Below are 26,129 nucleotides of genomic sequence, written 5' to 3'. Positions count from 1 at the left end.
GATGAGCGCGCCCAAGCTCGCCGTGTTCAAACTGGCCTCCTGCGACGGCTGCCAGCTCACCCTGCTCGACTGCGAGGACGAACTCCTCGCGCTGGCGGGCACGGTGGAGATCGCCCACTTCCTCGAGGCCACCAGCACCGTCCTGCCCGGACCCTACGACCTGTCCCTCGTCGAGGGCTCGATCACGACGGCCCAGGACGCCGAACGCATCCGCGCGATCCGCGCCAATTCCCGTCACCTGGTGACGATCGGGGCGTGCGCGACGGCCGGCGGCATCCAGGCCCTGCGGAACTTCGCGGACGTGGACGAGTTCCGGCGCGTGGTCTACGCCCACCCCGAGTACATCTCCACGCTCGCCACCTCCACCCCTGTCTCGGCCCATGTGGACGTCGACTTCGAGCTGCGCGGCTGTCCCGTGGACAAGCGGCAGCTCATCGAGGTGATCACCGCCTTCCTCGCCGGGCGGAAGCCGGACGTGCCGAACCACAGCGTGTGCTTCGAGTGCAAGCGGCGCGGCACGGTCTGCGTCACGGTCGCCGAGGGCAAGCCCTGCCTGGGCCCGGTCACGCACGCCGGGTGCGGGGCGCTGTGTCCGGCGTACCGGCGCGGCTGCTTCGGCTGCTTCGGCCCGTCCGGGTCGGTCAACCTGCCCGCCCTCATTCCGGTGCTGCGCCGCGACGGGATGGACGACGACGCCGTCGTCCGCTTCCTGCACACCTACAACGCGGCCGCCTTCGACAAGGAGCTGACGTCGTGACCCACTGCGGATCCCGTGTGCTGCACGTCGGCTCGCTCTCCCGGGTCGAGGGCGAGGGCGCGCTGAGCCTGCACGTCCACGACGGCACGGTCACCGCGGCCCGGCTGGAGATCTACGAACCGCCGCGGTTCTTCGAGGCGTTCCTGCGCGGGCGCTCCTACACCGAGCCGCCCGACATCACGGCCCGGGTGTGCGGGATCTGCCCGGTGGCGTACCAGATGAGCGCCTGCGCGGCGATCGAGGACGCGTGCGGGGTGACGGTCGATCCGGTGATCCGCGATCTGCGGCGGCTGCTGTACTGCGGGGAGTGGATCGAGAGCCAGGCCCTGCACATCTACCTGCTGCACGCCCCGGACTTCCTGGGCCGCCCGAGCGCGATCGACCTGGCCCGCACCCACCGGGCCGAGGTCGAGCGGGGGCTGCGGCTGAAGAAGGCGGGCAACTCGCTGATGGAGCTGCTCGGCGGGCGGGCGGTGCACCCCGTCAACGTCCGCCTCGGCGGCTTCCACCGGGCACCCTCTCGCGAGGAACTGCGGCCGCTGCGCGAGGAGTTGAAGCGGGCCCTGGACGACGCCTGGGACACCGTGCGCTGGGTCGCCGGCTTCGAGTTCCCCTTCGCCCACACCTCCGCCGACCTGCTCGCGCTGGCCGCCCCCGACACGTACGCCATCGAGAGCGGCACCCCGACCGTGCTGATCGCCGACGGCACCACCGAGTCCTTCCCGGTGGCCGGGTTCACCGACCGGGTGCGGGAGATGCATGTGCCGCACTCGACCGCACTGCACTCGCGGCTCGACGGCCGGCTGCATCTGACCGGATCGCTGGCCCGGTTCGCGATCGGCGGCCGGAAGCTGTCGCCGGCAGCGATCGAGGCGGCGATCGAGGCGGGGCTCGGCGATCCGCGCGAGGGCGCCGTGTGCCGCAACCCGTACCGGTCCATCCTGGTGCGGTCGGTGGAGACGCTGTACGCCGTCGAGGAGGCGCTGCGGATCATCGACGGGTACGAGCCGCCCGCCCGGCCGTACGTCGACGTTCCGCCGGTCGCGGGGGTCGGTCACGGCGCCACCGAAGCTCCGCGGGGCATGCTCTACCACCGCTACGAACTCACCGCCGACGGCACGGTCACGAGCGCGCTGATGGTGCCGCCCACCGCGCAGAACCAGGGCGCGATCGAGGACGACCTGCTCCGCCTGGCCCAGCGGGCGATCGGTGAACACGATCCGGACGACGACGCGTTGACGGCCCTGTGCGAGCGGGCGATCCGCAACCACGACCCGTGCATCTCGTGCTCCACCCACTTCCTCGACCTCAAGATCGTCCGCACCTCGGGAGCGATCCCGGACGAGACCTCGGGAGGCTGCGATGCCTGAATCCCCGTTCACCGTGAGCGATGTGATGACCCAGACCGTCATCGCCGTCGGCCGTGACGCGCCCTTCAAGGAGGTCGTCGAGCTGATCGACCAGTGGAAGGTCAGCGCCCTGCCCGTCCTCGAGGGCGAGGGCCGGGTCGTCGGCGTGGTCTCGGAGGCCGACCTGCTGGCCAAGGAGGAGTTCCGGGACACCGAGGAGGGCGACCCGGCCGAGCGGACCAAGGCCGGCGCCGTGACCGCGGGCGAGTTGATGAGCACGCCCGTGGTGACCGTGCATGCGGACGCCTCGCTCGCCGAGGCCGCCCGGATCATGGCACGCCGGCACGTCAAGCGGCTGCCCGTGGTCGACTCCGTGGGCATCCTGCAGGGCGTGGTCAGCCGCAGCGACCTGCTCAAGGTCTTCCTGCGGGACGACGAGGAGATCGCCGAGGAGATCCGGCACGTCATCCTGTCCCAGCTCCCCGTCACCACCGGCGCCCTGACCGTCTCCGTCGCCGAAGGCGTGGTCACGCTGGGCGGCGCCCTGCCCGACCGGACGCTGGTGCCCGTGGTGGCGCGCGCGGTCCGCGCGGTCGAGGGCGTCGTCGACATCCGGCTGGACCTGACCCACCGATGAAGTACCTCGACGAATACCGCGACCCCATCCTCGCCAGGCGTCTGCTCGACGAGCTGGACCAGGCCGCCACCCGCCCCTGGCGGATCATGGAGGTGTGCGGCGGCCAGACCCACACCCTGGTCCGCCAGGGCATCGACGAACTGCTGCCTGCAGGCATGCGGATGATCCACGGTCCCGGCTGCCCGGTCTGCGTGACCCCGCTGGAGACCCTGGACCGGGCGATGGCCATCGCCGCCCGGCCCGGCGTGATCTTCACCAGCTTCGGCGACATGCTGCGGGTGCCCGGCACGAACACCGACCTCCTGTCGCTGCGGGCGCGCGGCGCCGACGTCCGCGTGGTGTACGCCCCGATGGACGCCGTCCGCCTCGCCGCCGCCCACCCCGACCGTGAAGTGGTGTTCCTGGCCGTCGGGTTCGAGACGACGGCCCCCGCCAACGCCATGGCCGTCCTGCACGCGGCCCGCCTCGGGCTGAGGAACTTCTCCCTCCTCGTCAGCCATGTCCTGGTGCCGCCCGCGATGACCGCGCTGCTGGACGACCCGGAGTGCGAGGTGCAGGCGTTCCTGGCGGCCGGGCATGTGTGCGCGGTGATGGGCTGGCGGGAGTACGAGCCGATCGCCGCCCGCTACCGGGTGCCGATCGTGGTCACCGGCTTCGAACCGCTGGACCTGCTGGAGGGCATCCTCATGGCGGTACGGCAGTTGGAGTCCGGCCGCTTCGAGGTCGAGAACCAGTACGTGCGGGCGGTGCGCCGCTCGGGCAACACCGCGGCGCAGGACGCGGTCCGTGAGGTCTTCCAGGTCACCGACCGGGCCTGGCGCGGCATCGGGGCGCTGCCCGACAGCGGCCTCGAACTCGCCGACGCCTACGCCGCGTTCGACGCCGCCCGCCGCTTCGCGGTGAGCGGGCTGTGTCCGGTGGAGGACGCCGACTGCATCGCCGGCGCGATCCTCACCGGTGCCCGGCTGCCGACCGACTGCGCGGCCTACGGCACCCGCTGCACGCCCCGTCATCCCCTCGGCGCGCCCATGGTGTCGTCCGAGGGCACGTGTGCCGCCTTCCACGCGGCCGGACGCACCGCCGCATCCGACGTCGTCGCCGTGAGGAGCACGCCATGACCGTCCAATGCCCCACGCCGAACCACGAGGACGAGGTCGTGCTGCTCGGCCACGGCGCCGGCGGCCGCCTCACCGGTGAGCTGCTGGACCGGCTGGTGCTGCCCGCGCTGGGCGTCGCGCCGGGACCGCTGGAGGACGCGGCCCTGCTGCCGGGCCGCCCGGAGCTGGTCATGAGCACGGACAGCTTCGTCGTCAGCCCGCTGTTCTTCCCGGGCGGCGACATCGGGTCCCTCGCCGTCCACGGGACGGTCAACGACCTGGCCATGCGGGGCGCCCGGCCGCTCGCGCTGTCCGTGTCACTGATCATCGAGGAGGGCCTGGAACTGGCCGAACTGCGGGCCGTGATGGACTCGTTGGGCAAGGCGGCGCAGGAGGCCGGGGTGCCGGTCGTGACGGGCGACACCAAGGTGGTGGGGCGGGGCGCCGCCGACCGCCTGTTCGTCAACACCACCGGCGTCGGACAGCGCCACCCGGCCCTGTCCCCGTCCGCCGCGTCGGCCCGCTCCGGCGACGCGGTCCTGCTGTCCGGGCCGATCGGGCTGCACGGCACGACCGTGCTGAGCACCCGGGAGGGGCTGGGCTTCGAGGGGGACATCGCCTCCGACACCCGTCCACTGCACCGCCTCGTCGAGACCCTGGCCCCGCTCGGCGCCGCCGTCCACGTCCTGCGCGACCCCACCCGGGGCGGCCTGGCCGCGGCCCTCAACGAGATCGCCCGGGACTCGTCCGTAGCCGTCGAGATCGAGGAGAGCGCCGTCCCGGTGCCGGAGGCGGTGGCCTCGGCCTGCGATCTGCTGGGCCTCGATCCCCTGGTCGTCGCCAACGAGGGCTGCATGGTGGCCTTCGTCGACGCATCCGCCGCCGAGGAGGCCCTGACCTGTCTGCGCTCACTGCCGGAAGGCGCGCAGGCGGTGCGGATCGGGGAGGTCCTGGACGAGGGCCAGGGCGGCCGGGTGACCCTGCGCACCCTGGTGGGCGCCCGTCGCATCGTGGACATGCCGCTGGGTGAGCAGCTTCCCCGGATCTGCTGACGCCGCGGGGGCTGTGTCGATTCCCTCCCCTGTGGAACTCTGGGCCACGGAAGGACGCTGAGGCCCGACGAGGTGCGGGAGGCGGTGTGGGTCCTGAGGAGCGGGGAGCGCGCGTCCCGGACGGTCCGGAGGCCTCCTTGGGACGCAGGCGGTTCCTGCAGGTGTGCGCCGGGGTCGGGGCGGGCTCGGCGGCCGCCGCGGCATGCGTTCCCGCGTCGAGGAGCGGTCGTCCCCACCGCCGTACCGACAGTGCCGCGAACCATGGCCCGCCCGCCGAGCGCGACCTGCCCGGCACCTCCGACTGGCGGATTCGCTCCCAGGGACCGCCGGACGCCGTGACCGGCTATGCCGACCGGGTGAGCGTGGCTCCCGGGGAGGAATGCGGACTGTATGTGTCGACCACCGCGTCGGGGTTCCAGGTCTCCGCCTTCCGCGTCGGCTGGTACGGCGGCGCACAGGCCCGGCGGGTCTGGTCCTCGGGGCGGGTGCCGGGCCGCGTCCAGCCGGCCCCGCGGTTCCTGCCCGACACCCGCACCGTCCGCGCCGACTGGCAGCCCACGGTGACCTTCACCACCGAGGGCTGGCCGGAGGGGGCGTATCTGCTGCGGCTGGAGGCCGACACCGGCCATCAGCACTACGTCCCGCTGATCGTGCGCTCGGTCCAGGGCCGGGGACGTACCGTCCTCATGCACGCGCCGGCCACGTGGCAGGCGTACAACCGGTGGGGCGGCTACAGCCTCTACAACGGGGCCGACGGCTCCTACCTCACGCGCTCCCTCGCCGTCAGTTTCGACCGGCCCTACGACTCCGTCGGCGCCGAGAAGTTCCTGGTGTACGAGCGGCCGCTGGTGGTGCTGGCCGAACGGCTCGGCATCCCGCTCGCCTACACCACCGGCGCGGACGTCCACCGCGATCCCAGCGTCCTGCACGGCGCGAGAGCCGCCGTCTGCCTCGGACACGACGAGTACTGGACGCCCCAGCAGCGCCTGTACGTCACCGAGGCGCGCGACGCCGGCACCAACATCGCCTTCCTCGGCGCCAACACCTGCTTCCGCCGGGTGCGCCTGGAGGCGGACGGGTCGGCGCCGGAACGTACCGTGGTCTGCTACAAGTCGGCCTACGACGCCGACCCTTACCTCCGGTCCCGACCCGCCCTCGTCACCACCGACTTCCGCGCGCCTCCCGCCCCCGACCCCGAGTCCTCGCTCACGGGCGTGCTCTACGAGGGCTATCCGACCGACGCGCCGTACGTGGTCCGGGCCGCGGACCACTGGCTGTACGAGGGGACCGGCGTGCGCCCCGGCGACGGCTTCGACCATCTGGTCGGCGTCGAGTACGACCGCGTCACCCCCGGACATCCCGTCCCCGAGCCCCTCGAGATAACCGCCCACTCACCGCTGTTGTGCCAGGGCAGCCCCAGCCACAGCGACTCGGCGTACTACAGCGTCGGCGGCGGCGCGGGGGTCTTCGCCACCGGCACCATGCGCTGGGTCGAGGCGCTGCTGGCCGGCACCGCCGACGGCGGCCGCGACCACGGCATGGACGCCCGCACCCGCGCCTTCGTCACCCGGACCACGGAGAACCTCCTGCGCGGCTTCGCCGAGGGCCCCGCCGCCCATCACCGCCCGGCGCCCCGCCCGAACGTGAGCCAGGTGTACGGCTGATGGGTCCGGCCCGCTGAGGCGCCTCGGGGACGGTCACACCCCGACCGCTCCGTCGATCCGTTCGCGGATCAGGTCGGCGTGTCCGTTGTGCCGGGCGTACTCCTCGATCATGTGCAGGAGCACCCAGCGCAGGGAGACCGTGCCGCGCCAGGCGTCGTGACCCTCGACGTCGAGGTGCGGTGCCGCGGTGACGAACGCCTCCGCGAAGGCGACTTCGTCGTGCCAGGCCGCCCAGGACTCCGCGACGGAGGCGGGGTCCGCGCCGTCGAAGTCGCCCTCCGGGACGACCGCCGACGAGAACCGCAGTTCGACGTCGTGGCCGGCGAGTACGGCCCGGAACCAACGGCGTTCCACGTCGGCGAGATGCCGTACCAGACCGAGCAGGGAGAGCGAGGACGGTGACACCGAGCGCTGCGCCAACTCCGGCCCCAGGCCTGAGCACTTGAGTCTCAGCGTGGCGCGCTGGGCGTCGAGCATGGTCACGATCATGGCCCGCTCGTCACCCGTCGCAGGGCCGCCGAAGCGGTCCTCGCTGCCGGTGCCGGTGAACAGTTCGATCCGTCGGTCGGGAATCCTCATGCTCACATCATCGGTCACCTGGTCGCCGAGCCCCCGGGAAAAACCGGTCCAGGGTTTTGCCCCGGAATTACTTTCCCATGACCTTTTGACTGCAGACCTGTGGTCATGATGGTCCGCGTCTAGTTAGGTATGCCTACGCTAATGAACGTGATCAGTGGCGGAGGCGGGCCAGGGAGAGCCGCATGTGGGATGACGCGTTTCCGAGCTTCCTGATCGGATTGCGGGAAGGGCTGGAAGCCGGACTCATCGTCTCCATCCTGGTCGCCACCCTGGTGCGGGCCGACGCCCGCTCCCGGCTGCCGCAGGTGTGGACGGGCGTGCTCGCGGCGATCGCGCTCGCGATGAGCTTCGGCGCGGTCCTCACCTTCACCGCCGCGTCCCTGTCGGCCACCGCTCAGGAAGCCTTCGGCGGCACGCTCAGCGTGATCGCGGTCGCGTTCGTCACCGCGATGGTGTTCTGGATGCGCCGCTCGGCCCGCGGCCTGTCCGGCGCGATCAAGGAGAAGGTGACGGGGGCGCTCGGCATGGGCGCGGGGGTCCTCGTCGTCACCTCGTTCCTCGCCGTGGGCCGGGAGGGCTTGGAGACCGCCCTGTTCCTGTGGACCACCGCCCAGGCCGCGGGCGAGTCCGCCGGCCCGCTGACCGGCGCCGCGATCGGCCTCGTACTGGCCGCCGGTCTGTGCTGGGGCCTGTACCGGCGGGTGCTGAGGATCAACCTGACGAAGTTCTTCACCGCGACCGGCGCCGTGCTGATCGTCATCGCGGCCGGCGTCCTCGGCTACGGCCTGCGCGATCTGCAGGAGGGCGGCGTCCTGCCGGGGAAGACCGCGTTCGCCTTCGACCTGAGCGGCAGCGTCGACGCGGGTTCCTGGTACAGCACCCTCGTGCAGGGCGTGTTCAACCTGACGCCGACCATGACCTGGCTCCAGGTGGCCGGGTACGGCGGTTACCTCGCCGTCGTCATGACGCTGTTCGTGCGCGGTGTGCGGGCGGCGGCACCCAAGCCGGCCCGCGAGCGGACCGTCCTGGCACAGGACGCCCCGCGGCCCGCCCGGCACCGTCCCGGCTGGGTGGTGCCGGTCGCCGTCGTCACCGTGCCGGCCGTGATCGCGGGCCTCGCCGTCGCCCTCGGCCGGCCCAAGCCCGCCGCGGCGCAGACCGTGGCCGTCTCCGAGAAGGAGTGCGGCAAGGGGTTCTCGGCGCCCAAGCCCGGCCGGCAGACCTTCCAGATGCACAACACCGGTGACAAGACCTCCGAGGTGTACCTGGTCGATCCGGCCACCAACGCGGTCTACGGCGAGATCGAGGGCCTGGCCCCGGGCACGACCCGCGCCCTGGTCGCCACGGTGGGCGGCGGCACCTACGCCTGGCGGTGCGTGCCCACCGGCGGCGCCGCGGTCACCTCCCGGGCCGTCCGCGTCACCGGCTCGGGATCGGCGAAGGCGGTCGTACCCGTCTCCGCGCAGGACCTCGCCGGCCCGCTCGCCCAGTACAAGGCGTACGTCGGCCAGGGCCTCGCCACGCTCGTCGCCCAGACCCGCGCGCTCGCGGCCGACGTCAAGGGCGGCCGTCTCGGCAAGGCCCGGACCGACTGGCTCACCGCGCACCGCACCTACGCGTCGCTCGGCGCCGCCTACGGCACCTTCCAGGACTTCGACCAGAAGATCGACGGCCGGGCCGACGGGCTGCCGGGTGGCGTCCACGACAAGGACTTCACCGGTTTCCTCCGCGTCGAGTACGGCCTGTGGCACGGCGAGTCGGCGACGTCGCTCACCGGCCCCGCCGAGCAGCTGGCCGTCGACGCCGCCGGGTTGCGCAAGGCGTTCCCGCACCAGGAGTTCGACCCGGGCGACCTGCCGCTGCGCGCCCACGAGATCCTGGAGAACACCCTGCAGTTCGAGCTGACCGGCGACACCGACGAGGGCAGCGGCACCAACCTCGCCACCGCCGACGCCAACCTGGCGGGCACCCGCGAGCTGCTCACCGTGCTCAGGCCGCTGCTGACCACCCGCTCCCCGCACCTGCTGCCGACGGTCGACGCGGACATCGCACGGCTCCAGGCGCTGCTCGACGCCGCCCGTCACGGCGCCTCCTGGACCCCCGTCGAGCAGCTCGACCAGACCACCCGCGCCCGTCTCGACGGAGCCACCGGCCAGCTCCTGGAGGACCTCTCCCCGGTCCCCGACCTGCTGGAGATCCGGAAGTCCGCCTGATGAACCACGCACCACACGAGCCCGAACGCAGGGAAGGGAACGCCCCCATGCCGTCCGCCGAATCCCCCGTCCCGCAGGGCGGCTGCCCCGCCGGTGCCGGCCGCCGCTCCTTCGTGAAGACGGCTCTGGGAGCCGGAGCCGCCGGCGCGGTCCTGGCGGGCGGCGGTCTCGCGCTCGCGGAGAGCGGCGGCGGCACCGCACAGGCCGCCACGCAGACACCCGACGCCGCCGCCAAGGTTCCCTTCCACGGCGTCCACCAGGCCGGCATCGTCACGCCGGCCCCCGCGGCCGCCACCTTCGTCTCCTTCGACGTCATCGCCGACAACCGGACCGAACTGGCCGAGCTGCTCAGGACGATCACCGCCCGCGCCCGCTTCCTCACCTCCGGCGGAACCCCCGCCGACCTCGGCGTGGGCGCCCCGCCCTCCGACAACGGCATCCTCGGCCCGACCGTGCCCGCCGACGGGCTCACCGTCACCGTCGGCGTCGGCGCCTCCCTCTTCGACGACCGCTACGGCCTCGCGAAGGCCCGGCCGACCCGGCTGACGGCGATGCGGACCTTCCCCAACGACAACCTCAAGCCGGCCGAGTGCCACGGCGACCTGTCCCTGCAGATCTGCGCCAACCGTCAGGACACCGTCCTGCACGCGCTGCGCGACATCGCCAGGCACACCCGCGGCGCCATGCAGATCAAGTGGCGCATCGACGGCTTCCAGAACACACCCCGGCCCACCGGGGCCCAGCGCAACCTGCTCGGCTTCAAGGACGGCATCGCCAACCCCGACGTCACCTCGGCCCGCGAGACCAGCCGGCTGATCTGGGTCGGGGACGGCGACGGCGAGCCCGCCTGGGCGAAGGGCGGCAGCTACCAGGTGATCCGGATCATCCGCATGCTGGTGGAGTTCTGGGACCGGGTCTCCCTCACCGAGCAGGAGAAGATGTTCGGCCGCCGCAAGGACACCGGCGCCCCGCTCGACGGCGCCGTGGAGACGGACATCCCGAACTACGCCAAGGACCCGCACGGCACCGCGATTCCGCTGGACGCGCACATCCGGCTGGCCAACCCGCGCACCGCGAAGACCGACAACACCCGTATCCTGCGCCGCGGTTACAACTACGACCGGGGGATCGACGACGTCGGCAACCTCGACATGGGCCTGGTGTTCTGCTGCTACCAGCAGGACGTGAGGCGGCAGTTCGAGGCCACCCAGACCCGCCTCATCGACGAACCCCTCGTCGACTACATCTCCCCCACCGGCGGCGGCTACTTCTTCGCGCTCCCCGGCGCCCGCGACTCCGCCGACTGGCTCGGCCGCGGGCTGCTCTCGGCCTGAGCGGCGGCGGATCAAGCTGTCTCCGGCGGCGGTCAGTGGCCCCGTACGTCCGGGAGGCCGAACGCCGCGACCAGCGCGGGATCGTGGAACTTGATCACGCGGGAGACACCGGTGGCGGTGGGACTGAGCACCACGACCCCGTCGGCCCTCGGCGCGCCTTCCGCGTCCCGGCGGTACACGACGGCGGCGGGTTGGCCGTTGGCCGTCGTGGCGATCATCTGCCAGTCGCCAGGAGTTCCCAGCACGTACGTGCCGAGCATGTGGACGCAGCTCGCCCGGCCCGCCTGCCAGTCACGGAACGGCGTCGCCTCCAGCGTGGCGTCCTTGCGCAGCACCTGTTCCAGCAGGCCGGCGTCGGAGCGTTCGAAGGCGGCGATGTAGGCGTCGAGCAGTGCGCGTGCGCGGTGGTCGGTCGGTTCGAGCAGTTCCCCCGATGACTCCGGCCGCAGTTCGTCCAGCCGCGCGCGGGCACGCTGCAGACCGCTCTTGACCGCCGCCGTGGTGGTGTCGAGGATCTCCGCGGTCTCGGCCGCGGAGAACGCCAGCACCTCACGCAGGATGAGGATCGCGCGTTGGCGGGCGGGCAGGTGCTGCAGGCTGGCGATGAGCGCCAGCCGTAGCGACTCGCGTTCGACCACCACCGCGGCCGGATCGTCGGCGGGCGGAGCGATCCATGCGTCCGGCAGCGGCTCCAGCCATGCGACCTCGTCCGCCGCGGCCGGATGCGGCGGGCGGTCGGGGCCGTCGTACGGTCCTGCCAGACCTGAGGGCAGCAGTCGGATCGAGCGGGGCTGCAACGCCTTCAGGCAGACGTTGGTGGCGATCTTGTAGAGCCAGGACCGCATCGACGCCCGGCCCTCGAACCCGGCGTAGGACCGCCATGCCCGCAGATAGGTCTCCTGTACGAGGTCCTCGGCGTCGTGCGCAGAGCCGGCCATGCGGTAGCAGTGTGCCAACAGCTCCCGGCGGAACCCCTCGGCCTCGGCAGTGAACCGCTCTTGATCCGATGCCATGGCTCAGGCCAGCAGGGCCAGTTTGCCGATGGTGGACCTGGCTTCCAGTTCCATGAGTGCCCTCGGTCCGTCGGCCAGTTCGTAGACGGTGGGCCGGCTCGGTTCGAGCACGCCCGCCGCGATCAGGGCGGACAGCTCGCCCATCAGCTCGCCGAACATCTGCGGGGCGGCCTGAATCAAGACGCCGATGTTGAGGCCGATGAGATGGACCTGGTGCTGGTACACCAGCTCCCAGTTGGTGATCGCCGCTTCGCCGCCCGCCATGCCGTAGACGACCACACGGCCGGTGACCCGCTTGGCCGCGGCCAGGCTGTGGGCGAAGGTGGCGCCGCCGGCCGACTCCAGAACCAGATCGACACCCAGTCCGCCCGTCAGCGCCATCACGTCGGCGGCGAGGTGACCGCCGAGAGAGTCCAGCACGTGGTCGGCTCCCGCTGCCCGCACCGCCTCGTGCTTGCCCGGCGAGGCGGTGGCGATGACTGTCGCACCGTAGTGCTTGGCCATCCTCGTCGCAGCCTGGCCGGTCCCACCCGCCGCGGCATGGATCAGCACGACATGCCCGGCGGTGATGCCGCCCAGCGGCTTGAGCGCGGCCAGCGCGGTGGGCCAGTTCACGACCAGCCCCAGCGCCTGCTGCTCCGTCCAGCCCGAGGGCACCGGCACCGCCGCAGCCGCGTCCAGCACCATGTACTCGGCGAAGGCGCCGGTCCCGACACCGACGACGCGGGCCCCCGGTTGCAGGCCGGTCACCCCCTCGCCCGTCGCAACGACTTCACCGGCCGCCTCGAACCCCGCCAGGTACGGTGGCTGAGGACCGCCCGCGAACATGCCGTGGGCCTTCGAGATGTCGGCGTAGTTCACCCCGGCGGCGGCGACGCGGATCAGGACCTCGCCCCGTCCGGGGTGGGGCACCGCTGCGCCACTGATCAGGCGCATGTCCTGCGGGCCGTCGAGGGACGTCTGCTGCAGCGCCCGCATGGTGGTGGGAATGCTCACGGCGATCAGCCTTTCCTTCTCGGCATACACGACGGAGGCCGACCCCTCCTGCGGGCCGCGCCTTCCACCATGTAGATCCCGGCCGACACGAAAAGGAATCGACCGCTCCCGATCGAGTGAGAGGACTCAGCGGTAGTCGGGGTTCGGGGCGTCGAGGCGGCAGCCGGCGTCCCACTCGGAGCGCTGGTTGCCGTGGGCCGGGATGCCCTTGGCGCGCTTGAGCATGGCGGCCAGGTGCATCAGGTTCCAGGTCATGAAGGCGGTGTTGCGGTTGGTGAAGTCGTTCTCCGGACCGCCCGAGCCGGGGTCGAGGTACGACGGTCCGGGTCCGGCCGGGCCGATCCAGCCGGCGTCGGCCTGCGGCGGGATGGTGTAGCCGAGGTGCTGGAGGCTGTAGAGGACGTTCATGGCGCAGTGCTTGACGCCGTCCTCGTTGCCGGTGATCAGACAGCCGCCGACACGGCCGTAATAGGCGTACTGGCCCTCGGAATTGAGCAGACCGGAGCAACCGTACAGGCGCTCGATGATCTTCTTGGTGACCGAGCTGTTGTCCCCCAGCCAGATCGGCCCGGCGATCACCAGGATGTCGGCGGCCATCACCTGCTCGTACAGGGCCGGCCACTCGTCCGTCGCGAAACCGTGCTCGGTCATGTCCGGGTAGACGCCGGTGGCGATGTCATGGTCCACAGCCCGGAACTCGGACGTCGTGACCCCGCGCGACATCATGATCTCCGCGCTCTTGTCGATCAGCCCCTGCGTGTGACTCTGCTGCGGCGAGGGCTTCAGAGTGCAGTTGACGAACAGGGCGGTGAGGTCGTCGAAGCGGTAGCTGTCGTCGGTGGCGCTCACGGCGGCTCCTAGGGGATGAGGCGACGGTTCGCCCCCAGGACGGGGCGCCCCAGCCGCAGCTTCTCGCGGGGATCGCCGTTTGTCGCGCTTTATCCCGCATCCGTCATCATTCCGACCGATGTCGCGCGCGCCGGGACGCGGGCTGGGATCCTGGCCTCGTGGCGATCGACGTGACGGTGCGGCGCGTGATTCCGCTGGCGCCAGAGCGGGTGGCGGCGTACGCGATGGACTGGCGTCACGACAGTGAGTGGACCCAGGGCATCCGCCGGGCCGAGCTGACCCGGGAGGCGGCCGACGGCGGGTTCGGAGTGGGTGCCGAGGTGACCCGTACGGCGTACTTCCTCGGCCGGCGCATCGACTACGTCCTTCGGGTGGCCGCCCACGAGCCACCACGGCTGCTCGACATGATCGCCACGGCCGCCCCCATGCCCATGCACGTCACCTACACCTTCGAGGCCCACGCACGCGGCACCCTGGCCGGCATCCGGGTGCGTGGCGGCCCCGGCGGCCTCCTCCGCCTGGCGGCACCGTTGATGTCCCACCAGGTCCGATCCAGTCTCACCAAGGACCTGCGCGCCCTCGAACACCGACTCACCGGCCCGGAAGGCGACACGTGATGGCATACGACGAAGGGCTGGCCGAGCGCATCCGCGAGCGGCTCGGCGAGGATCCCGACATCACCGAGAAGCGGATGTTCGGGGGCATCGCGTTCCTTCACCGGGGCAACATGGCCGTCGGCGTGAGCGGCGACGACCTCCTGGTCCGCGTCGGCCCGGACGCCACGGACGACGCCCTCGCCCGGCCGGGAGCTCGGATCTTCGACATGACGGGCCGCCCGATGCGTGGGTGGGTCGTGGTCGCGGGCTCCGCCGTGGCGGAGGACGAGGCGCTCGACGAGTGGATCGACGAGGGCCACACGTTCGCGGCGCACCTGCCGCCCAAGTGAGGTCGGTAGCGGCTCGCCTGCGGAGCATCGCTGACCGTTTGCCGGGCCCGGACGCACGAACGTCGAAGGGCGTGGAGTTCCAGCAGATGGCCGGTGCCCCGGCCGGACGCAGGGCGCGCCGCGGGTCCGGCTGCTCGGCATCGGGGCGCCGGCACCGCGCTCTCCCGCGCGAGGGCGGTGACCCCGTGGACCGGGATCACCGCCCTGTGCCGCTGTCCGGCGACGGTCAGTCGCAGTCGCGGACCCTGATGGTGTAGATGCCGCGGCCGTGGGTGGCCGCGTACAGGGTGCGCCCGTCGGGGCTCAGCTTCAGCTGGAGCACGGCGACGGCCGGGAGCGAGCCGACGCGCTGCCACCTGGTGTGGCCCGGGGCTCGGTAGACGACGCCCAGGTCGGTGGCGACGGCCAGGCCGCCGTTCGGCAGGACGAGCGCCGAGTTGGTCGGCACGTCGGGGAGGTTGGCGGAGACGTCCTTCCAGGTGGTGCCGCCGTCGGTGGACTCGAAGACGTGGCCGACACCGGCGCCGGGGCCCTCGGTCCAGTGCCGGGAGAAGCCGTTGACCGCGAGGAAGACGTGGTCGGCGTTCTTCGGGTCGATCGCGAAGCCGCTCAGGTAGCGGTTGGGGACCGTGCCGTTCACCGGCAGGGTGATGTCGTGCCAGCCGCTGCCGTCCGCGTTGCCGACGGAGATGCCGCGGGCGAAGCCCTGCTCGTTGCAGGGGCCGCACCAGGCCGCGTACACCTTGCCGCCCGAGGCGGCGACGGCGGTCGCGGTGCGTCCGGCGCCGAGGTCGTACACGCTCTTCCACTCGGAGCCGCTGCGGATGGCGTAGCCGTGGGTCTGCACCCAGACGTGCCGGCCGCCCGCGATCCAGGTGTCGCTGTCCTTGGCGTCCGTGGCGAGCGGGGCGATGAAGCGGGCCTCGCTGGTGGCGTTGTCGGCGGGGGCGACGTTGTAGGAGGTCGCCTTGCTCGGGTCGGTCACCCAACTGCCGTCGTTGACCGCGCAGTTCTGGGTCACCTGGATGGACAGGTAGACGTACTCCTCCGCGATGTTGCACCCGTTGGCCGGGTCGGTGAGCGTGTCGCCGCCGTCGCCGCCGAAGTTGGAGCCCATCACGGTGTCGTTGCTGCGCAGGACGGACTGGCCGTTGTCCTGGAGGCCGCCGGTGACGGAGACGCCGCCGTGGTCGAGGTCCTTGCCGACGCCGACCGAGTAGTACTGCAGGGTGTCGATGGTGCCGTCGTTGAGGGAGGTCCAGTCGGTGGCGTGACCGGAGGCGTCCTGCGAGCCGTTGACGGGGCGCTTGTAGACGCCGCCGTCGTTGCCGACGTACACGAAGCTCTTGCCGTGGTAGCGGCCGATGGCGACGCCGTGCTGGTCGGAGTGGGTGGTCTGGTTGCAGTCACCGGTCTGCTTGGCCGGGTCGATGCTCCAGCAGGAGAAGCCGAAGTTCCAGTACGGTCCGACGGTCGACCAGGTGGCGCCGCCGTCCTTGGACTCGTAGACCTCCTCAAGCCCCGCGTACACGTGCTTCGGGTTCGCCGGGTCGACGGTCAGGAACTGGTTGTACCAGGCCTGCACGCCCGGCATGTAGCCGCTGGAGGTCAGCGCCGAGCCGTCGGCGGCCAGCTGCTTGTAGTCGGCGACCTTGGTCCACGGCCCGAACGGGGAGGCGGCGCTGTAGATGCCCTGAAGGCCGCTGTCCGGGTTGGTCGCCATCTGCTCGGGCGACTCGTCGATGGCGTAGTAGCGCGAGCCGTCGGCGGCGCGGGCGAAGGTGACCGTGCCGACGTTGTCCGCGTCGGTCGGCAGGTCGCCGAAGCCGCTGGTGATCCGCGTCCAGGCGCCCTTGGCGTTCTTGGTGTAGAAGCCGTTGTAGTCGTCGCCGCTGCGCCAGCCGACGGCGAGGATCACCTTCGAGGGGTTCTTCGGGTCGAAGGCGATGTCGTTGGTGATGTTCTTGTACGCGGCCGAGTCGTCGTGCGCCTTCGAACCGCCCGGCAGATAGTCGGGGTTCGGCGCGAACTCCAGCTTCCAGGCGCCCTTCAGCGTCTTGGTGGAGTGGCTCCACACGCCCTCGCTGGTCGCCGCCCACACCTTGCCCGCTCCGAAGCGGAGTTGGCGGACGGTCGTGGACTCCAGTTCGTCACCGCCGACCCGGCTGCGGGTGGAGAAGGTGCCGTGGTGCGGGTCGGACAGCACGTACACGCCGCTGCCGAGGTAGGCGTCCGCGTTGGTGTTCGCCTCGCCGGTGCCCAGCCACAGCCGGCCGGCCCCGTCCAGCGCGAGCGCGCCGGTCGACTGCGAGGGCAGCTTGTCGCTGATGGACTTCCAGTGCCCGCCGCCCCGCTGGGAGCGCCACACGCCGCCGCCGGCGCTGCCCGCGTACACGTATCCGTCGTCGTCGGCCGCCACAGCGGCCATCCGGCCGGTGACATTGCCCGAGCCGCCACTGGAGTTGGAGTCGATGTCCCGGTAGCGGGAGTCGTCGGAGTTGTAGGGCAGGTCGGTGATGTCGCGCCAACTGCCGCCGGTACTCGGCAGCTTGGTCAGGCTGCCCCAGGCGGCGCCGTACGCGCCGGGTGCGACGATGCCCGGCGAGGTGCGGGCCTCGGCGTACTGGTCCGCGCCCTCGGCGATCTCGTCCGCCTCGTTGCCGCCGTCGGGGTCGCCGTCCTCCGCCTTCGCCTTCGGGCTCATGACACCCGCCGACTGGTCGCGTTCGGCGGCCAGTTGTTTGAGCGCGCGGACCCCGAAGGGGCTGCTGTTCCCGCCGGGCGCGGCGCTCGCGGGTATCGCGACGAGGCCGGCGGATGCGGTGATGGCACAGATCGTGAGCCACCGTCTTCTACGGGTCGGTGCTGGCACCAGGTCCTCCCAAACGGACATCGAAAAGCCGTCGGGGAGACCCGATCACCGAGCGCGAGGCAGTGCCCCACGCTTGAAGCATCTTTGACCAGAACCTGTCACCACATGGGGCTGCTCCCCGATCGAGCGTCACCGGTAGCGCAACAACAGCATCGCGGCGTCGTCCTGGAGCGGGCCGTTGACATGGTGGAGCAGGTCCTGGCGCAGGGTCTCCAGCGCGGCCTCGGGATCCGGTTCCTTGAGCAGATGGGCGCGTTCGGTGAGCGGGTAGAAGCGGCGGTCGGCGTCGCGGGCCTCGATGATGCCGTCGGTGTAGAGCAGCAGTTGGTCGCCGGGGCGGAAGTCGGTGACGAACGGCTCGGGCTTGGCGCCCTCGTGTTCGCCCAGGCCGAGTGGCAGCGCGTAGGCAGGGGGCTGCGGGAGATCCGTGGTGCCGTCGGCGCGGATCACCATGGGGGCCGGGTGGCCGAAGTTGAGGAAGGTGACCTGATGGTCGCTCACCTCGGCGAGGATGGCGGTCACGAACTTCTCGCCGTCCAGTTGCCGGGCCACCGACCGCTCGAGCCGGTGCCCGACCTGCTCCAGGTCCGCCTCGTCCAGCGCCGCCTCGCGGAAGGCCCCCAGGACCACGGCCGCGGTCTCCACCGCCTCCAGTCCCTTGCCCTGGACGTCCCCCACGATGACCCGGACGCCCTCCGGCGCGGCGACGACTTCGTACAGGTCACCGCCGATGCGGGCCTCCGCCACGGCGGAGGTGTAGGAGACGGCCGCCCGCAACCGTCCGGCAAGCCTCGGCACCGGCTTGAGCAGCACCCGCTGGGCCGCCTCCGCGATCGAGCGGACGTTGTCCAGCTCCGCCTCGCGTTTACGGCGCATGGACACCGCCACCAGTCCCGCGACGGTGACGCCCAGGACGGAGGCGAGCGTCATGGAGGCGCGTCGCACGTCGGTCAGGTTGTCGTACCAGGCCAGGGTGAGGCACAGCAGCAGGGCGATCGCGCCGACGCAGGCGGTGCGTCTCCAGCCGCCCACCAGGGGGGCGAAGGCCGGTCCGAGCGACACCAGCGGCAGGAAGTGCATGGACGGGCCCGTGGCGACGTCGAGCAGGGCGACCGCGGCCATCATGGCGAAGGGCAGCACGGACAGGACCGTGAACCGGTGTTTGGTCGCGGACATGTCGTCCTCCGGCACCGTGCGGCTGGTCGCGGACGAGAGGGGCGAGGGCGGGCCGCCGGCACCCTTCCCCCCGCGCTGCCTGCCGAGCGCAGCGCATCCTCGCAACGTACCCGCTGTTTCTTATAAACGGCTTCAAGGCTTCTCGTACAGAGCCCGGCGCGACAGCCGGCCCGTCCGGCCTCCCGGACGCCGTTCGGGCCCGTGGCGCGATCCGATGCCCTCGTCCTCGCAGCCGACCCACATCGAGAGGTCGTACGGCGCGGAAGGAACGAACACGACCTCGGGCTGCCCGGGGGCCTCAGCCGACACCGCGGCCGCCGTGCTCTGCCGCAACAGGTCCAGGTCCTCCCGGAGGTGATCGGCGTCCGCTCGCACCCGGCGAAGGTCCGGACCCTCCCCCAGGCGGCTCCGCAGCCGGCCCACCGACCGGACGAGATCGTCGAGAGCGTGCTGTGCGTGCGCCAGCTCGTTGTGAACGGACATCTGGCCCCTCACCTCCGGACGTGTGCGTGACAGGGTGTGCCGCGGCCTGCGAGGACGTGGGAGCGGGCCGTACGTCCATGCTGTCCGGACCGGCACCGCCCGCACAGGGGCCTTCAGGCCCCTCGGCGAGGGCCGGGGGGGCACTCGAGGGGGTGCCGACCGACGTCCTCGGCGGCGGGCTCCACGGAAGTCGCCCCCGGCAGCGGGGGCGCTCATGATGGGGGAAGAGACACCTGGCTCCCGGCTCTCGGAGGAAGCCATGAAGATCGGAGTGCTGACCGGCGGCGGTGACTGCCCCGGTCTGAACGCCGTGATCCGCAGTGTCGTCCGCAAGGGCGTCCAGGAGTACGGCTTCGAGTTCGTCGGCCTGCGCGACGGCTGGCTCGGCGCGCTCCGGGGCACGGTGGTGCCGCTGGACATCTCCGCTGTGCGGGGGATCCTGCCGCGGGGCGGAACCATCCTCGGTTCCTCCCGCACCAACCCCCTCAAGCACGAGGACGGTGTGCGCCGCATCCAGGACACCCTGGCCGCCAACGAGGTCGACGCGCTGATCGTGATCGGCGGCGAGGACACCCTCGGAGCGGCCATGGAGCTGAGCCGGCAGGGGGTCAGGCTGGTCGGCGTGCCCAAGACCATCGACAACGACGTGGCCGGCACCGACTACACCTTCGGCTTCGACACCGCCGTCGGCATCGCCACCGAGGCCATCGACCGGCTGCACACCACCGCCGAGTCGCACATGCGCACCCTGGTGGTGGAGGTGATGGGCCGTCACTCCGGCTGGATCGCCCTGCACGCCGGCGTCGCGGGCGGCGCCAACGTGATCCTCGTCCCGGAGCGGCCCTTCGACGTCGACCAGGTCTGCGCGTGGGTGAAGAACCGCTTCAAGATCCATTACGCCCCGATCGTCGTCGCCGCCGAGGGAGCCGTCCCCAAGGAGGGCCAGATGATCCTCAAGGACCGCTCGCTGGACGAGTACGGCCATGTACGGCTGTCCGGCATCGGCGAGTGGCTGGCCCAGGAGGTCGAACGGCGCACGGGCACCGAGGCGCGCACCACCGTCCTCGGACACGTCCAGCGCGGCGGCACGCCGAGCCCCTTCGACCGCTGGCTGGCCACGCGCTTCGGACTGCACGCCGTGGACGCGGTCAAGGACGGCGCCTTCGGCACGATGGTCGCCCTGCGCGGCACCGACATCGTCCGCATCCCCCTCGACGACACCCGGGGCAGGATCAAGGTGGTGGATCCCTCGCTTTACGACGAGTTCGAGGTGTTCTTCGGCTGATGAGGTGTCTCTTTCCGTCAGTGCCGTACCGCGGCCGGCGCGCGCTTCAGCACCTCGGTCGGCGGGCGGCGTGAGGTGGACCGGACGATGTGGGGGCGACCGAGACGCAGCACCATCTGCGGGTAGCGGCCCGCGGCGACGTTCCTGCGCAACTCGCCGCGCAGCGCCGGGCGTTCCAGGGGCTGGGTGTGGAAGCCGGCCATCACGCCGTGGTGCGCCGCGTACAGCAGGACGCGTTGCAGTGCCTGCCCGGCCAGCAGCCAGTCGGCCCGGTTGTCGTAGGGCGTGGAGAGGACGGCGACGGTTCCCGTGCCGATGCCCTGTCGGCGGGCCGGGACCGTGGAGCGGCGGGACAGGCCGAGGTAGTCGCGGGCCGCCAGCAGGGTGAGGTCGGGGTGCGGGCGGCAGGCCTCGACGGGCACGCCGGCCGATCCGACGCACCGGCCCAGCTCCACGGTGTGCCGGAAGTCGGCACGGTCGGCCTGCTCCGCGCCGCGCACGAGGTCCGCCAGCGTCTCCAACTTCTCGGAGCTGTCGATGACTTGGAGGAACGCGCCCTCCACGCCCGCCTGTTCGCCCAGTGCCTGGAGCAGCTCCCCGGACACCAGCTCGGCGCCGAACGGGCCCCGGTGGGTGTGCCGGTGGAACATCGCCCCGGCCAACAGCTCCTCCTCGTCGGTGGCCGGCGCGTGCGCACCGAATCCGACGCGGGCCAGGTAGTCCGGGTCCCCGGGGTCCGGGAGGACATCGACGACGGGCCGGAAGCCCAGGTGGCGTAGGGCGACGCGCACATTGAACAGGGCGGCCCCGCAGGCGATGACCATCTCGCGCCCACCGGGATCCATCCGCGCCATCCGCCGGCCACGGTCGGCATGCAGCTCGAAGCCGTGGTCGTGGCCCTCCTCGACGAAGAACCAGGGTTGCCTGTTGTGCGGGGAGGGCGCGGAGGCGGCGGCGCGGGCCAGGTGCAGGGCCGCGCGTCCCGGCTTCTCGTGGGTGACGGACATGATCGATACCGCCCTTCGTGAACCGTGCGTCTTCAGCCTCCTCGGCACGGGGCACCGCGGGGATGGGTCCCGCGTCCGCCTTCCCCTGCCGGACGGCCCTCGTCCGGCGTGCCGTTCGGTCCGCGACCAGGGCCGGACAGCTCTGGAGGGCGTTCCGGTGCGCGCGATTCGCTGGAAGTGTCGGAGGAGAGTGCCATGAAGAGCCAACCCCCGCGTGCGTCCCACGCGTCCGGACACCGCGCCCTCGTGCTGTCGGCCGCGCTGACCGTGCCGCTCCTCGCCCTCGCGGGGTGCGGCGGCACCACGACGACCGGCCCGAACGGCGCCGGTTCGTCCACCACTCCCTCCCCGGGAACGGGAACGGGTACGGAAACCGGCACGGGAAATGTCACCGAAGGACGGCCGGCCCGTGACGGTCGACACCGTGCCGCTGACCATGAACCGCTGACTCCGGCTCGCGACCGCGACACGGAACGACCCCGGCGCACGGTGCGCCGGGGTCGTTCCGTGTGATCGTGCCGGAAGCTACATCGCGGGTCCCTGGTGTCCCCGGTGCAGGCGCCGGGCCGGCAGGACCAGCGCCACGACGGCCGGGATCAGCAGGGGGATCAGGGGCAGGCCGATCAGAAGGCGGCCGGCCCGAGGCAGAAGACGGCCAGGACTCCGGCGGCCAGGTACAGCACCGCCTCGGCCGTGAGCTCAGGAACCTGGCGAATCATGTTCATGATGCGCCTCCTCGTGGAGGGTCTTGCTCAGGTGTTCAGTTCTTCCTCGGGGGCGCCCCCGCCAGTTCGTCGGCGACGGACGCCGCCCAGGTCTCGATGGCGGTGAAGTCGCGGAAGTCGCCGCCCTTTCCGTTGCGGACGATCATGCGTGCGATGCGTCCCTTCGCGCCCTCCCGGAGGCAGCCGCCGAAGGTGACGTGTCCCCGGGCGTCGAGCCGGGCCATGGTGCGCCGTACGCCGGGCACGGGCGGGATGTCCCGTTCGGAGGCCGAGGCGTCCAGTGGGCCGCTGCTGAACAGCCACAGGGGCCGTTCGGCGAGGGCCCGGCGGTGCCGGCGGACGAAGCGCCGGGCGTCCTTGTGCCAGCGTCCGGCGTACAGCCCGCCGCCGACCACCACGGCGTCGTACGTCGTCACGTCGGTGACCGTTGCCGCCGGGGCGGTCTCGACCGTGAGGCCGTCCTTGCGCAGGACGTCGGCCACGGCCTCGGCGATCTCGGCGGTGGATCCGTTCGTCGTCCCGTAGGCGACCAGCACCTTGTCGGTCATGGTGTCTCGCCTCCTGTCAGTTGCGGCGCAGCCAGTCGTCGGCCACGCCGTGCAGGGCCTGTTCGTCCGGATGGATGTGGGAGTCGTCCAGCCGGAAGCTGAGCTTGTCGACGACCGCGACCACCCCGTCGATCTGACGGGTCATCGAGATCGCGATCTCCGTCTCGCTCTTGCGTTCCATGTGCCCGGCGAGCGTGACCACGCCCTCGGTCACGGCGACGTCGATGCTGCGCGGCGGCAGCCACAGCGCGCGTACCAGTACCTCGTCGACGACCTCGGTGCGGATCTCCGCGTCGGGCCGCAGGAAGACCTTCAGCAGGTCGCGGCGGGTGACGATGCCGACGAGCCGGTCCGCCCCGTCGAGGACGGGCAGCCGCTCCACGCCGTGTTCGGCCATGGTGCGGGCGGCCTCCACGATGGTGTTGTCGGCGTGCACCGTGACCGGCGGTTCGGACATCAGCTGCCCGGCGGTGCGTGCCTGCGCCTTCGCCGTCTGCCGCCTGCCGCTCGCCGTGAGCGCGGCGAACCGGAAGCGCCTCTTCGGCTCGAAGGGGTCGGGGGCGTCCGCCTGGCGGGCCATCAGATCGGTCTCGGAGATGACACCGATGACCTTGTCGTCCTCGTCGACCACCGGCAGTCCGCTGATGCGGTGCTCACCGAGCCGGCGCGCCACCTCCTTGAACGGGGTGCCGTACTCGGCGCGGACGACTTCCGTGCTCATCACGGAGCCGACCTTGTTGTGCTTCATGGGGTTCCCTCCTCAGCGGAGTCGGCGCAGATACGGGTCCTGGGGCCTGCCGGGCAGCAGGCGCACGCGCGCATCGAGCACGGTGACCCCGCCCGGTGTCGCGAGAACGGGGTTGAAGTCGGCCTCGGCGAGCTGCGGCAGGTCGCTCGCCATGCGGGAGAGCCGCAGCAGGAGTTGTTCGAGGCCCTGGAGATCGACGGGCCCGTCGCCCTGGGCGCCGAACAGCAGGGGCGCGCAGCGCGGGGTCGTGATCAGGTCGTGCACGTCGTGGTCGGTGAGCGGGGCGAGGCGGGCGGCGTGGTCGGCGAGCACCTCGGTGGCGGTACCGCCGAGCCCGAAGAGCACGAGCGGGCCGAAGACCTGGTCCTGGACCACGCCCGCGAACAGTTCGGTGCCCCGGTCGGCGAGCGGCTGCAGGACCACCCCGGTGAGCAGCCCGGCGAACCGGGTCTGAAGGTCCCGGAAGGCGGCGCGCACCTGGTGCTCGCCCCGCAGGTCGAGGTGGACGGCGTGCTGGGCGCTCTTGTGCAGCAGCCCCGGCCAGTGCCCCTTCATCACCACCCGGCCGTCGGCGCCCCGCAGCCGCTCTGCGGCCAGGACGGCGTCCTCCTCGATCTCCGCCCAGGCCCACGGCAGCTGGGGGACGCCGTAGCAGTCGAGGAGTTCGGCGCAGGCGCGCGGCTCGAGCCAGCCTCCGTCGAGGTGGGTGTCGAGGTAGGTCTCCACGATCGCGTGGGCCCGCTCGGTGTCCACGCCGTCGAGGTCGGGCACCGTGCCGGCCGGGCGGGCGAGCCAGGCGGCGCGGTGGGCCGCGTGGGCCAACGCCCGGGCCGCGGCCTGGGGTTCGGCGTACGAGGGGACGGTGGAGCCGTCGGTCGCCGGCAGCAGTTCGACGGGCAGCGCCTGTTCCAGCCGTATCGCCACGACGGGCTTCGGGCGTGGTCCGGCCATGCGGGTCACGGCGCGTACGAGGTCGTCGCCGGTGGCGGCGGCCACGGCCGTGGGGACCAGGGCGACGAGGACGGCGTCGATGCCGCCGTGCCGCGTCAACCGGTCGACGGCTTCGGCGAGTTGGTCCTCGGAGACGGCGGCGGTGGCATCGACCGGGTTGCCGACGGCGGCACCCTCGGGCAGTACGGCGAGCAGGTCGTCGATCAGTTCGGGAGTGGGCGTCGGCAGGGTGAGCCCGGCCTCGGCGCAGGCGTCGGCGGCGAGGACACCGGCGCCCCCCGCGTTGGTGACGACGGCGACCCGCGCTCCGCTCGGCAGCGGCTGGGAGTGCAACAGGGCCGCGGTTTCCAGGAGTTCGCCGACCGAGCGGGTGGCGGTGATGCCGGCCTGGGTGAAGAGGGCGCCCCGGGTCATGGTGCGGGTGGCGGCGGCCGTGGTGTGGGACGCGGCGGCACGGCGGCCCGCGTCGGTGCGGCCGGCGTCGACGGTCAGGACCGGCATGCGACGGCTGACACGGCGGGCGGTGCGGGAGAAGGCGCGCGGGTTGCCGAAGGACTCCAGGTGCAGCAGCGCCATTTCGGTACGGCCGTCGCTCTCCCACCACTGCAGCATGTCGTTGCCGCTGACGTCGTACTTGTCCCCCAGCGACGCGAACGAGGAGACGCCGATGCCCAGCCGGGACAGCCCGTCCAGCAACGCGATGCCCACCCCGCCCGACTGCACCGCCACACCGGCCGTACCCGGGCTCGGGTGGTTCGCGGCGAAGGTGGCGTCCAGGCGCAGGTCCGGTTCGGTGTTGGACAGGCCCAGACAGTTGGGTCCGACCAGGCGCATGCCGTGGTCGCGGCAGGCCGCCATCAGGGCCCGCGCCTGGTCGGGGCCGAGCCCGGCGGTCACCACGAGCAGGGCCCGTACGCCCGCCTTGCCGCACTCCTCCGCGGTGGCCGGCACCGCGGCGGCGGGCACGGCGACGACGGCGAGGTCGGGGGTCCTGGGCAGGGCGCCGACCGACGGACAGGAGGGCACGCCGAGGATCGAGGACGCGGCGGGGTTCACCGCGAACAGACGGCGGGTGAAGCCGCCGGCCTTGAGGTGGTGCAGGACCGCCCGGCCGACGGAGCCCGGCTTGCGTCCGGCGCCGACGACCACGACCGCCTCGGGCCGCAGCAGGGGTCGCAGGCTGCGGACGTCGGCGGCCCGGCCGCGTTCCTCCACGGCCGTGAGGTAGGTGTCGTCCTCGTCGAGCGCGATGGTGCAGCGCACCTCGGGGCCCTCGAAGTGCCGGGCGGTGCGCAGGCCGAGGTCGGCGAAGAGGCCGAGCACCTCGCGGTTCTCGCTGAGCGCGTCGGCGGTGAAGTCGGTGACGCCTGCCGCGCGGGCGGCCGAGACGAGGTGTTCGACGAGCAGGGTGCCGACGCCGCGGTGGTGCAGGCCGTCGGCGACCGCGATGGAGATCTCCGCCTCGGTGCCGGCGCCTCCGGTGTCGTACTCGGCGAGCCCGATCACCTGGCCGGACCGCTCGGCCAGCAGCGCGCGGTATCCGGGGCGCTGTGCGCAGGCGCGGTCGGCGGCCATTTCGGCGGAGCGGCGGCTCGTGCCGAAGAACCTCAGCCGCAGGTTCTCCGGGGACATCTCCTCGTACAGTCCCTGGAGCTGGTCGTGGTCGGCCGCCGCCACGGGCCGGATGCGGACGGTGGTGCCGTCCGCCAGCAGGGCGTGGACCCGCGGCCCACTGGTCGTGTCGTCGGTCATCGCGGTTCTCCTCCGGGTTTCCTTACACTTCGAGCGTCCAGCGGATCGGGGCGAGGTCCCATGGACTGACCGGCGGTGATCCGGGGGCCGGTCGGC

22 protein-coding genes are annotated in these 26,129 nt (G+C 72.1%); 11 read left to right on the top strand and 11 right to left on the bottom strand.

Annotated features, from left to right (window positions below; all coding sequences use genetic code 11):
* Window position 1: 1 nt before the first annotated feature.
* The 6 genes from MKW14_RS09125 to MKW14_RS09100 all read left to right on the top strand — a co-directional run bounded on the left by MKW14_RS09125 (window position 2) and on the right by MKW14_RS09100 (window position 6,556).
* Window positions 2-757 (top strand): NADH-quinone oxidoreductase subunit B family protein, encoded by a 756-nt coding sequence (locus MKW14_RS09125; protein WP_240860907.1) that lies wholly within the window; start codon window positions 2-4, stop codon window positions 755-757.
* A complete protein-coding gene (locus tag MKW14_RS09120) occupies window positions 754-2,127 on the top strand; it encodes a Ni/Fe hydrogenase subunit alpha (protein ID WP_240860905.1) in 1,374 nt (457 codons plus the stop codon). Before MKW14_RS09125 ends, MKW14_RS09120 begins: the two co-directional genes overlap by 4 nt.
* The gene (locus MKW14_RS09115; RefSeq protein ID WP_240860903.1) at window positions 2,120-2,743 is read left to right on the top strand and encodes a CBS domain-containing protein; all 624 of its coding nucleotides are present in this window, start codon (window positions 2,120-2,122) and stop codon (window positions 2,741-2,743) included. Before MKW14_RS09120 ends, MKW14_RS09115 begins: the two co-directional genes overlap by 8 nt.
* Complete coding sequence (gene hypD / locus MKW14_RS09110; RefSeq protein ID WP_240860901.1) at window positions 2,740-3,861, top strand: hydrogenase formation protein HypD; 1,122 nt, start codon at window positions 2,740-2,742, stop codon at window positions 3,859-3,861. Before MKW14_RS09115 ends, hypD begins: the two co-directional genes overlap by 4 nt.
* The gene (gene hypE / locus MKW14_RS09105; protein ID WP_240860899.1) at window positions 3,858-4,892 is read left to right on the top strand and encodes a hydrogenase expression/formation protein HypE; all 1,035 of its coding nucleotides are present in this window, start codon (window positions 3,858-3,860) and stop codon (window positions 4,890-4,892) included. The genes hypD and hypE overlap by 4 nt, the downstream gene beginning before the upstream one ends.
* A gap of 137 nt (window positions 4,893-5,029) precedes the next feature.
* On the top strand, window positions 5,030-6,556 hold the full coding sequence (locus tag MKW14_RS09100) for a N,N-dimethylformamidase beta subunit family domain-containing protein (RefSeq protein WP_240860897.1): 1,527 nt from the start codon (window positions 5,030-5,032) through the stop codon (window positions 6,554-6,556).
* 33 nt (window positions 6,557-6,589) lie between these two features.
* On the opposite strand, the gene MKW14_RS09095 is transcribed toward MKW14_RS09100, so the two are convergent.
* Window positions 6,590-7,135 carry a DinB family protein gene (locus MKW14_RS09095; RefSeq protein ID WP_240860896.1) on the bottom strand — a complete coding sequence of 182 codons (546 nt, stop codon included), beginning with the start codon at window positions 7,133-7,135 and terminating at the stop codon, window positions 6,590-6,592.
* Between the two features lie 182 nt (window positions 7,136-7,317).
* Between MKW14_RS09095 and efeU the strand changes: the two genes are divergently transcribed.
* Together efeU and efeB are read left to right on the top strand one after the other, a co-directional pair.
* Window positions 7,318-9,348, top strand: a complete 2,031-nt coding sequence (gene efeU / locus MKW14_RS09090) for an iron uptake transporter permease EfeU (protein ID WP_240860894.1) — start codon at window positions 7,318-7,320, stop codon at window positions 9,346-9,348.
* Between the two features lie 47 nt (window positions 9,349-9,395).
* Window positions 9,396-10,682 (top strand): iron uptake transporter deferrochelatase/peroxidase subunit, encoded by a 1,287-nt coding sequence (gene efeB, locus MKW14_RS09085; protein WP_240860880.1) that lies wholly within the window; start codon window positions 9,396-9,398, stop codon window positions 10,680-10,682.
* A 32-nt stretch (window positions 10,683-10,714) separates the two neighbouring features.
* On the opposite strand, the gene MKW14_RS09080 is transcribed toward efeB, so the two are convergent.
* The 3 genes from MKW14_RS09080 to MKW14_RS09070 form a co-directional block, all read right to left on the bottom strand.
* On the bottom strand, window positions 10,715-11,695 hold the full coding sequence (locus MKW14_RS09080) for a sigma-70 family RNA polymerase sigma factor (protein ID WP_240860873.1): 981 nt from the start codon (window positions 11,693-11,695) through the stop codon (window positions 10,715-10,717).
* 3 nt (window positions 11,696-11,698) lie between these two features.
* Window positions 11,699-12,691, bottom strand: a complete 993-nt coding sequence (locus MKW14_RS09075; RefSeq protein WP_240860871.1) for a zinc-binding dehydrogenase — start codon at window positions 12,689-12,691, stop codon at window positions 11,699-11,701.
* 126 nt (window positions 12,692-12,817) lie between these two features.
* Complete coding sequence (locus MKW14_RS09070) at window positions 12,818-13,540, bottom strand: flavodoxin family protein (RefSeq protein ID WP_240860869.1); 723 nt, start codon at window positions 13,538-13,540, stop codon at window positions 12,818-12,820.
* Between the two features lie 158 nt (window positions 13,541-13,698).
* Between MKW14_RS09070 and MKW14_RS09065 the strand changes: the two genes are divergently transcribed.
* Together MKW14_RS09065 and MKW14_RS09060 are read left to right on the top strand one after the other, a co-directional pair.
* Window positions 13,699-14,157, top strand: coding sequence for an SRPBCC family protein (locus MKW14_RS09065; RefSeq protein WP_240860868.1), 459 nt, complete (start codon window positions 13,699-13,701; stop codon window positions 14,155-14,157).
* Window positions 14,157-14,486 carry a TfoX/Sxy family protein gene (locus MKW14_RS09060; protein ID WP_240860866.1) on the top strand — a complete coding sequence of 110 codons (330 nt, stop codon included), beginning with the start codon at window positions 14,157-14,159 and terminating at the stop codon, window positions 14,484-14,486. The genes MKW14_RS09065 and MKW14_RS09060 overlap by 1 nt, the downstream gene beginning before the upstream one ends.
* A gap of 226 nt (window positions 14,487-14,712) precedes the next feature.
* Here MKW14_RS09060 and MKW14_RS09055 read toward each other — a convergent pair whose 3' ends face one another.
* The 3 genes from MKW14_RS09055 to MKW14_RS09045 all read right to left on the bottom strand — a co-directional run bounded on the left by MKW14_RS09055 (window position 14,713) and on the right by MKW14_RS09045 (window position 19,017).
* Window positions 14,713-17,358, bottom strand: coding sequence for a beta propeller repeat protein (locus MKW14_RS09055; protein ID WP_240860865.1), 2,646 nt, complete (start codon window positions 17,356-17,358; stop codon window positions 14,713-14,715).
* Window positions 17,359-17,487: 129 nt separating this feature from the next.
* Window positions 17,488-18,534, bottom strand: coding sequence for a PP2C family protein-serine/threonine phosphatase (locus MKW14_RS09050; protein ID WP_240860862.1), 1,047 nt, complete (start codon window positions 18,532-18,534; stop codon window positions 17,488-17,490).
* 132 nt (window positions 18,535-18,666) lie between these two features.
* Window positions 18,667-19,017 carry an Rv0250c family protein gene (locus tag MKW14_RS09045; RefSeq protein WP_240860861.1) on the bottom strand — a complete coding sequence of 117 codons (351 nt, stop codon included), beginning with the start codon at window positions 19,015-19,017 and terminating at the stop codon, window positions 18,667-18,669.
* A gap of 259 nt (window positions 19,018-19,276) precedes the next feature.
* Between MKW14_RS09045 and MKW14_RS09040 the strand changes: the two genes are divergently transcribed.
* A complete protein-coding gene (locus tag MKW14_RS09040) occupies window positions 19,277-20,302 on the top strand; it encodes a 6-phosphofructokinase (RefSeq protein WP_240860859.1) in 1,026 nt (341 codons plus the stop codon).
* A 17-nt stretch (window positions 20,303-20,319) separates the two neighbouring features.
* Here MKW14_RS09040 and MKW14_RS09035 read toward each other — a convergent pair whose 3' ends face one another.
* The 4 genes from MKW14_RS09035 to MKW14_RS09020 all read right to left on the bottom strand — a co-directional run bounded on the left by MKW14_RS09035 (window position 20,320) and on the right by MKW14_RS09020 (window position 26,033).
* Complete coding sequence (locus tag MKW14_RS09035; RefSeq protein ID WP_240860857.1) at window positions 20,320-21,309, bottom strand: Acg family FMN-binding oxidoreductase; 990 nt, start codon at window positions 21,307-21,309, stop codon at window positions 20,320-20,322.
* A gap of 760 nt (window positions 21,310-22,069) precedes the next feature.
* On the bottom strand, window positions 22,070-22,582 hold the full coding sequence (locus tag MKW14_RS09030; RefSeq protein ID WP_240860855.1) for a flavodoxin domain-containing protein: 513 nt from the start codon (window positions 22,580-22,582) through the stop codon (window positions 22,070-22,072).
* A gap of 16 nt (window positions 22,583-22,598) precedes the next feature.
* Window positions 22,599-23,330 carry a CBS domain-containing protein gene (locus MKW14_RS09025; protein WP_240860850.1) on the bottom strand — a complete coding sequence of 244 codons (732 nt, stop codon included), beginning with the start codon at window positions 23,328-23,330 and terminating at the stop codon, window positions 22,599-22,601.
* 12 nt (window positions 23,331-23,342) lie between these two features.
* Window positions 23,343-26,033, bottom strand: coding sequence for a bifunctional acetate--CoA ligase family protein/GNAT family N-acetyltransferase (locus MKW14_RS09020; protein WP_240860845.1), 2,691 nt, complete (start codon window positions 26,031-26,033; stop codon window positions 23,343-23,345).
* Window positions 26,034-26,129 lie beyond the last annotated feature (96 nt).

Source organism: Streptomyces gilvus, assembly GCF_022513565.1.
GTDB classification, from domain to species: Bacteria; Actinomycetota; Actinomycetes; order Streptomycetales; family Streptomycetaceae; genus Streptomyces; species Streptomyces gilvus.
Note: the sequence above shows the minus strand (reverse complement) of the source record. Positions and strands in the feature narration are given on the sequence as shown.